Origin of the sequence: Micromonospora echinofusca (assembly GCF_017614955.1) — a bacterium.
GTDB lineage: Bacteria > Actinomycetota > Actinomycetes > Mycobacteriales > Micromonosporaceae > Micromonospora > Micromonospora echinofusca_A.
The window spans coordinates 22,278-28,277 of sequence record NZ_WVUH01000050.1; the positions used below are offsets into that span (position 1 = coordinate 22,278).

The window sequence follows — 6,000 nt, forward strand, 5'->3', positions numbered from 1 at the left end:
GTCCGGGTTGGAGCGCCCGGCAACAGGGCGGTGGTGGCGAGGCGGGGCCTGGCCGAGGGTGGCAAGGCGGAGGAGGAGGTCATGCCGGTGTGGCATGGCCGACGACGACAACGCCGCCAGCCGACGCGCCAGGGCACGTCGCAGCCCTGCCAGCCCTGTTGCCGGTCGCTCTTAGTCGTTGGCGTGCAGGGCGGCGTTCAGCTCGATGCCCCGGCCGGTACGCGGTCGGGCCTCCAGCGCCCCGGTCTGCGAGTTGCGCCAGAAGAGCAGGCCGTCCACCCCGGACAGCTCCCGGGCCTTGACCACCCGCCCGTCCGGCAGGGCGATCTTCGAGGCGGCGGTGACGTAGCAGCCGGCCTCGACCACGCAGTCGTCGCCGAGCGAGATGCCGACCCCGGCGTTCGCGCCGATCAGGCTGCGCTGCCCGATGCTGATCTTCTCGGTGCCGCCGCCGGAGAGGGTACCCATGATCGAGGCACCGCCGCCGATGTCCGAACCGTCACCGACCACCACCCCCTGCACGATCCGGCCCTCCACCATCGAGGTGCCCAGGGTGCCGGCGTTGAAGTTGCAGAAACCCTCGTGCATCACGGTGGTACCGGGGGCCAGGTGGGCGCCGAGCCGGACCCGGTCCGCGTCGGCGATGCGTACCCCGGACGGGGTCACGTAGTCGGTCATCCGGGGGAACTTGTCCACCCCGTACACCGCCAGGTGCCGGCCGGCGGCCCGCTCGATCACCCGCAGCTCGTCGACCCGTTCCGGCGGGCACGGCCCGGCCGAGGTCCACGCCACGTTCGGCAGGGCGCCGAAGATCCCGTCCAGGTTCAGCCCGTTGGGCCGGACCAGCCGGTGGGAGAGCAGGTGCAGCCGCAGGTACGCGTCCGGGGTGTCCTTGATCGGGTCGGCCAGCGAGCCGATCTCGGTGACCACCACGACCGTCCGCAGCCCCGGCAGGGCCCGCTCGCCGATCGCGCTCGGCGGCAGGTCGAGCACGTCCCCCTGGTCCTCACCGGGCACCAGCGGCAGGTCGCCCAGACCGAGCTTCCCGGTCGGGTACCAGGTGTCGAGGACCTGCTCGTCGGCGGTGACGGTGGCCAGGCCGATGCCCCACGCGGGCTGTGCGGATGTCACGGGTCCACCTTTCGTTCGCGGCTGCGGGGCTCGCAAGATCACTGCTCGTGCGCACCGGTTTTGACGGTACCGTGCCCAGCATGAGGAACCCGTTGACCCCCGATGTACTGGCCGATCCGGTCGCGTTGACCCGGGCGCTGGTCGACATAGAGTCCGTTTCGCTGAACGAGAAGGCGATCGCCGACTGCGTCGAGGAGGTGCTGCGCGGCGTCGGGCACCTGACCACCCAGCGGTACGGGAACACGGTGATGGCCCGGACCGACCTGGGCCGCCCGCAGCGGGTCGTGCTCGCCGGGCACCTGGACACCGTGCCGCACAACGCCAACTTCCCGTCCAGCATGCGCGGCGACCTGATGTACGGCTGCGGCACCTCCGACATGAAGTCCGGGGTGGCGTACGCGCTGCACCTGGCGGTGACCCTGCCCGAGCCGAGGTACGACGTGACGTACTTCTTCTACGAGGCGGAGGAGATCGAGTCGAAGTACAACGGCCTGTTCCTGGTCGCGCAGGCGCACCCGGAGTGGTTGACGGCCGACTTCGCGGTCCTGCTCGAACCGACGTACGGGGTGGTCGAGGCGGGCTGCCAGGGGACCATGCGGGCGATGGTCGCCACCACCGGGGTACGCGCCCACTCGGCGCGCTCCTGGCACGGGGTGAACGCCATCCACGTTGCCGGTGAGGTGCTCCGGCGGCTGAACGAGTACCAGGCCCGCCGGGTCGTCATCGACGGGTGCGAGTACCGGGAGGGGATGAACGCGGTCCGCATCCACGGCGGGGTGGCCGGGAACGTGGTGCCGGACCGGTGCGAGATCGAGGTGAACTACCGGTTCGCGCCGGACCGGACGGAGGAGGAGGCGCACGCGCACGTCCGCGAGGTCTTCGCCGGCTTCGAGGTCACGGTGACCGACTCGGTGGCCGGAGCTGCTCCGGGGCTGGACGCGGCGCCGGCCCGGGAGTTCCTGGCGGCGGTCGGTGCGGCGCCGATCGGCAAGCTGGGCTGGACGGACGTGGCCCGGTTCGCGGCGATGGGCGTACCGGCGCTGAACTTCGGACCGGGTGACCCGAACCTGGCCCACCACCCGGACGAGCACGTCGAGATCAGCAAGATCCGGGACGGGGCGGCGACGCTGTACCGCTGGCTGTCCTGAGTCACCCCCGCCCGGGACCGGTGGTCCGGTCCCGGGCGGGATTCGTCCCCGCGCGGTCAGCCGCCCGTGCCGCAGGCCCCTGCCGGACACGCCTCGGCCGCCGCGTCGGCCTCGTCGACGGCGTCGACGACCGGCTGTTCCAGCCGGGCCCGCCGCCGCTCGGCCACCACGTCGCGGATCCGACGCTGCATCTGTCGCCGGATCCGGATCATCTCGCTGTTGCTGATCACGGTTGCTTCCTCCCCCGAGAGACGCGGCACTGCGCACCCACGGCGGCCCTGGTCTGTCCGCCGCGTCTGCCAGGCATACCCGGTATGTGAATGGTAAGACGCACGTGCGACCGAATTAGTTGCCTGCGAACCTCGTCCTTCCTGTCGGCTTTCGGTCGCCCGCTCCGCCGCCTTCCGGGACCTGGCCAGGTCACTCCACTACCGTTCTCCCCATGGACCACAAGAACGCCGCCGACCGGACCGCCGTAGCCGCCGACCGGACCGCCGTAGCCGCCGACCGGACCGCCGGGCCCGCCGACCGGACCGCGACCGGCCGGGAGCGGCACCGGGGCGCGGTCACCCTGCGCCGCAGCGCCATCCCGACCAGCACCGCGGACCAGCGGCTGCTCGACTCGCGGGGGCGCGAGGACTGGAAGACCAAGGACGCGTGGCGGGCCCTGCGCATCCTCTCGGAGTTCGTCGAGGGCTTCGACACCCTCGCCGACCTGCCTCCGGCGGTCAGCGTCTTCGGTTCCGCCCGCAGCAAGCCGGAGAGCCCGGAGTGGCGGATGGCCGAGGAGCTGGGCGGGGCGCTGGCCCGCGCCGGGTACGCGGTGATCACCGGGGGTGGGCCCGGCGTGATGGAGGCGGCCAACCGGGGCGCCACCGAGGCCGGCGGACTCTCCGTCGGGCTGGGCATCGAACTCCCCTTCGAGCAGGGCATCAACGAGTGGGTCGACCTGGCCATCGACTTCCGGTACTTCTTCGCCCGCAAGACCATGTTCGTCAAGTACGCCCAGGCCTTCGTCGTCCTGCCCGGTGGCTTCGGCACGATGGACGAGCTGTTCGAGGCGCTGACCCTGGTGCAGACCGGCAAGGTGACCCGGTTCCCGGTGGTGCTGATGGGCACCGACTACTGGCGGGGCCTGCTCGACTGGCTGCGGGACACGATGGCCGTCGACGGCAAGATCGGTCACGCGGACCTGGACCTGATCTGCCTGACCGACGACGTGACGGCTGCGGTCCGGCACATCGTGGACGCCGACGCGGCGCTCACCGCCGAGCGGGAGGCGGTCCAGGAGACGGCCGAGGCGCAGACCGAGGCGGCCCGTCGGGGCGCGTCCGAAGCTGGGCGTAGGTTCTGAGCATGGCCGCCATCTGTGTCTTCTGCGCCTCCTCCCGCACCCTCGACCAGCGGTACCTGGACCTGGCCAGGTTCACCGGGGAGGAGATCGGCCGGCGGGGCCACACGCTGGTCTCCGGTGGCGGTTGCGTCGGCATGATGGGGGCGGTGGCCGACGGGGCCCGGGCCGCCGGCGCCCCCACCGTCGGGGTGATCCCGCAGGCGCTGGTCGACCTGGAGGTCGCCGACCTCGCCTCCAGCGAACTGGTGGTCACCGACGGGATGGCCAGCCGCAAGACCGCGATGATCGACAAGTCGGACGCCTTCCTGACCCTGCCCGGCGGGCTGGGCACCCTCGACGAACTCTTCGAGGTCTGGACCACCGCCACCCTGGCCATGCACACCAAGCCGATGGTGCTGGTGGACAGCGAGGGCTTCTACCGGCCGCTGACCGAGTGGCTGGCCCGGCTCACCGGCGAGGGGTTCATCCGTCCGGCCGGGCTCGACCTGCTCACCGTGGTCGACTCGGTGCCGGCGGCGCTGGACGCCATCGAGGCCCGCCTCGGCTGACCCACCACCCCGGCCGGCGCGCCCCGCCGGTCACGGTGGGATGTCCGGTTCGCCGGGTGTCGCACGGGCATGGTGAGATGGGCGCCATGCAGGCGTACCGGCTGGTCCGCCGGCCGGCGGAGGCCGCGCCGGCCCGCCACGACGACCCCCGGCAACGCGAGGTGGTCGCGCACACCCAGGGCCCGCTGCTGGTCCTCGGCGGCCCGGGTACCGGCAAGACGGACACCCTGGTCGAGGCGGTCGCCGCCCGGGTCGACGAGGGGGTCGACCCGGAGCGGATCCTGGTGCTCACCTTCAGCCGCCGGCAGGCCACCGCGCTCCGGCACCGGATCGAGGCGCGGATCGCCGGGGGCGGGCGCCGCGTGGTGCACGAGCCACTCGTGCGGACCTTCCCGGGGTACGCCTTCGGCCTGCTCCGCCGCTCGGCGGCCGAGCGGGGCGAGCCGTCCCCCCGGCTGCTCACCGGGCCCGAGCAGGATCTGATCATCCGTGAGCTGCTGGACATGGTGGACGGGGTGACCGGCCCGGACCCGGAGCGACCCGATCCGGCCGACGAGGCCGACCCGGTCGGCTGGCCTGAGGAGCTGCGCCCCGCACTGCGTACCCGGGCCTTCGCCGGTCAGCTCCGGGACCTGCTGCAACGGGCCACCGAGCGGGGGATCGGCCCGGTGGAGCTGGCCCGGCTGGGCGAGCGGTTGGGCCGGGCCGACTGGCCGGCGGCGGCCCGGTTCCTCCGCGAGTACGTCGCGGTCCTCGCCCTGCGGGACGTCAGCAACCGGGGTTCCGTCGCGTACGACCCGGCGGAGCTGGTCCGGGCGGCCACCGGCCTGCTCGCCGACGACCCCGAGCTGTGCGACGCCGAGCGGCACCGGCTGGCGTACGTGTACGTCGACGAGCTGGCCGACACCGACCCGGCGCAGGTGGACCTGCTGGCGACGGTGGCCGGCGGGGGGCGTCCGCTGATCGCCTTCGCCGACCCGGACTCCTCGACGTACGCCTTCCGGGGCGCCGACCCGGCCGTGGTGGGTGCCTTCACGCACCGGTTCCGGACGGCCTCCGGGGCCCCCGCCCGGACGGTGCTGCTGGACACCTCCTACCGGGCCGGTGCCGGCCTGCTCGCCGCGACCGGGCGGCTGGCCCGGCGGCTGCGCGGGCCGGGTACCCACCGCCGGCTGGCCTCCCGGCCCGACGCCGAGCCGGGCTCCGTCGAGGTACGCGTGTTCCGCTCGGCGACCAGCGAGGCGGCCTACCTGGCGCACGCCCTCCGTTCGGCGCACCTGCTCGACGGGGTGCCCTGGTCCCGGATGGCCGTGCTGGTCCGGTCGACCGCCCGGCAGTTGCCGGCGGTGCAACGGGCCCTGCACACCGCCGGGGTACCCACCGTGGTGCACGCCGAGGACCTGCCGCTGCACCAGCAACCGGCGGTGGCCCCGCTGCTGCTGTTGCTGCGGTGTGCACTGGAGCCGGCCCGGTTGGACGAGGAGGCGGCCGTCGCGCTGCTGCACTCGCCGCTGGGCGGGGCGGATCCGTTGGCGGAGCGGCGGCTGCGCCAGGGGCTGCGGACCCTGGCCCTGGCCACCGGGGACCGGCGCCCCTCCGGGGACCTGCTCGTCGAGGCGCTGCACGATCCGGCGGTACTGGCCGGCATCGACCGGCGCTGGGCCGAACCGGCGCAGGCGGTGGCCGGTCTGCTCGGTACCGCGCGGGAGGCGGCGGAGACACCCGGCGCGACGGCCGAGACGGTGCTCTGGGCGGTCTGGCGGGCCAGCGGTCTGGCCGAGCGCTGGGCTGCCGCGAGCCGGGGCGGGCCGGCGCCGGG

At 73.7% G+C, this 6,000-nt stretch carries 6 protein-coding genes; 4 read left to right on the forward strand and 2 right to left on the reverse strand.

What is annotated here, in order from left to right; all coding sequences use genetic code 11:
- Window positions 1-171: 171 nt before the first annotated feature.
- On the reverse strand, window positions 172-1,131 hold the full coding sequence (dapD, locus tag GSF22_RS08800) for a 2,3,4,5-tetrahydropyridine-2,6-dicarboxylate N-succinyltransferase (protein WP_208812720.1): 960 nt from the start codon (window positions 1,129-1,131) through the stop codon (window positions 172-174).
- An 80-nt stretch (window positions 1,132-1,211) separates the two neighbouring features.
- Here dapD and dapE point away from each other — a divergent pair, with 80 nt between their 5' ends.
- Window positions 1,212-2,279, forward strand: a complete 1,068-nt coding sequence (gene dapE / locus GSF22_RS08805; protein ID WP_208812722.1) for a succinyl-diaminopimelate desuccinylase — start codon at window positions 1,212-1,214, stop codon at window positions 2,277-2,279.
- A 56-nt stretch (window positions 2,280-2,335) separates the two neighbouring features.
- On the opposite strand, the gene GSF22_RS08810 is transcribed toward dapE, so the two are convergent.
- Complete coding sequence (locus tag GSF22_RS08810; protein ID WP_208812731.1) at window positions 2,336-2,509, reverse strand: hypothetical protein; 174 nt, start codon at window positions 2,507-2,509, stop codon at window positions 2,336-2,338.
- Window positions 2,510-2,721: 212 nt separating this feature from the next.
- On the opposite strand from GSF22_RS08810, the gene GSF22_RS08815 reads away from it, so the two are divergent.
- The 3 genes from GSF22_RS08815 to GSF22_RS08825 all read left to right on the forward strand — a co-directional run.
- On the forward strand, window positions 2,722-3,633 hold the full coding sequence (locus tag GSF22_RS08815; RefSeq protein ID WP_244366739.1) for a TIGR00730 family Rossman fold protein: 912 nt from the start codon (window positions 2,722-2,724) through the stop codon (window positions 3,631-3,633).
- Window positions 3,634-3,635: 2 nt separating this feature from the next.
- Window positions 3,636-4,181 (forward strand): TIGR00730 family Rossman fold protein, encoded by a 546-nt coding sequence (locus GSF22_RS08820; protein WP_208812724.1) that lies wholly within the window; start codon window positions 3,636-3,638, stop codon window positions 4,179-4,181.
- A gap of 86 nt (window positions 4,182-4,267) precedes the next feature.
- The coding region (locus GSF22_RS08825) for an ATP-dependent helicase (RefSeq protein ID WP_208812729.1) at window positions 4,268-6,000 on the forward strand (1,733 nt) is incomplete at its 3' end.

Excerpts from the sequence above, each read along its gene's own strand:
- dapE (WP_208812722.1), top strand. The coding sequence starts at position 1,212 with ATGAGGAACCCGTTGACCCCCGATGTACTGGCCGATCCGGTCGCGTTG.
- GSF22_RS08815 (WP_244366739.1), top strand. The coding sequence starts at position 2,722 with ATGGACCACAAGAACGCCGCCGACCGGACCGCCGTAGCCGCCGACCGG.
- GSF22_RS08820 (WP_208812724.1), top strand. The coding sequence starts at position 3,636 with ATGGCCGCCATCTGTGTCTTCTGCGCCTCCTCCCGCACCCTCGACCAG.